This is a genomic window from Enterococcus sp. CWB-B31, from assembly GCF_020567645.1.
In the GTDB taxonomy this organism is placed as follows: Bacteria; Bacillota; Bacilli; order Lactobacillales; family Enterococcaceae; genus Enterococcus_L.
In genome coordinates this window covers 1-1,545 of the sequence record NZ_JAJDJW010000033.1, presented here as the reverse complement: position 1 = coordinate 1,545, position 1,545 = coordinate 1, and the positions used below count along the sequence as shown (strand labels likewise).

The window sequence follows — 1,545 nt, the reverse complement described above, 5'->3', positions numbered from 1 at the left end:
TGTGACAAACACCCATGGCGGTTCCCGCCACCAAACAGAATGAAAACAAAAAAAGAATCGACCTACAGCCCATTTCCTGTCATACTGAAACTGACAGGAGTGGCTTGTAGGTCGATTACTTATTGAGGTTCTTCACCAAGTTGACCTTGAGTGACAAACTAGATCATTCTACTTATTTGCATCAACCATTAGGTCATAGAACCTGCGTATAAAAATAAATTGTTTCTATAAGTAGAATAGCCTCTTCTGTACTTTTTTTCAAGGAGGTTTTTATGATGGAAGATGTTTTTCGTTCTTGTTGCGCTGGATTAGACATCCACCAAAAAGTTATTGTTGCCTGTGTGATTCGCTCTGTTGAAGGAAAAAAGCGCCCAGAAAAATTCTTTGGCAGTTTCGATACCACCACTCGTGGATTATTCGAATTATCTGATTGGTTGATGTCCTATGATGTCACACACATCAGTATGGAAAGCACGGGTGTTTACTGGAAATGTGTCTGGCGGATTTTACAGAACCATTTTGACCTACAATTGGCGAATCCCCGTCACATCAAGAATATTCCAGGGAAAAAAACGGATATGAAAGATGCCGAATGGATTGCTCGACTCACTCGATTAGGCGTTGTCCCTACAAGCTTTGTTCCACCAGAACCGATTCAGGAATTGAGAGAGTTGACACGCTACCGTAAACATTTGGTGGAAGACTTGAATCGGGAAAAAAATCGGGGGCACATGGTGCTGCAAAATGCGGGCATCAAATTGGCTTCAGTGATCAAAGATATCTATGGGAAATCTGGAAGAGCCTTACTTTATGCGTTGATTGAGGATCAACCGATGACAGAAAGTCTCATTTTAACGTGCGTTTATACAACATTACGCAGAAAAGTTCCTCAGTTGATGGAAGCCTTAGAAGGATTCATGACACCACATTATCGAAAAATGCTGGCTCTTCATCTCACTCAAATTGAGTGTTTGGAAAATCAAATAAAAGAAGTCGAAGAAACAATCAATGACTATCTTGCTCCTTATGAAGAGTATGTGGAACGCTTAGAAGAAGTACCAGGAATCAATCGCCGAACAGCAGCTGTTGTACTAGCAGAGATCGGGGTAGATATGTCGGTATTTCCTACAGCTGGTCATTTAGCTTCGTGGGCGGGCGTTTGTCCAGGAAACAACCAAAGTGCTGGAAAAATACGAAGTAAGAGAATAAGGAAAGGCAACTCTTATTTAAAAAAGGTATTGGCTCAAGGAGCAGCGGCTATTTCTCAAGGAAAATCCAATCGAATACGCGCCTTTTTCTTTCGTATAAGAAAGAACGCCGGTCACAAAAAAGCGATTGTTGCGACAGTACACCTACTGTTGCGAGTCATTTATCGGATGTTTTCCGATCAGTCCCGTTATCAAGAACTTGGAGGAAGTTATTTATCAAATGAAAAGAACACCTCAATCCCTATTCATTGAAGTGCTCTATACCATTTTGGCTAACTACGCGATTAGTAGGGGGTAGCCTTTTTTTGCTTTTTTAGCGTTTTAGTTTTCGTATAAA

Annotated in this window: 1 protein-coding gene; it reads left to right on the top strand. The window is 41.0% G+C overall.

Annotation, left to right across the window (positions count from 1 at the left end; all coding sequences use genetic code 11):
• Nucleotides 1–275 precede the first annotated feature (275 nt).
• Complete coding sequence (locus tag LI954_RS15935; RefSeq protein ID WP_229444970.1) at nucleotides 276–1,460, top strand: IS110 family transposase; 1,185 nt, start codon at nucleotides 276–278, stop codon at nucleotides 1,458–1,460.
• Nucleotides 1,461–1,545 lie beyond the last annotated feature (85 nt).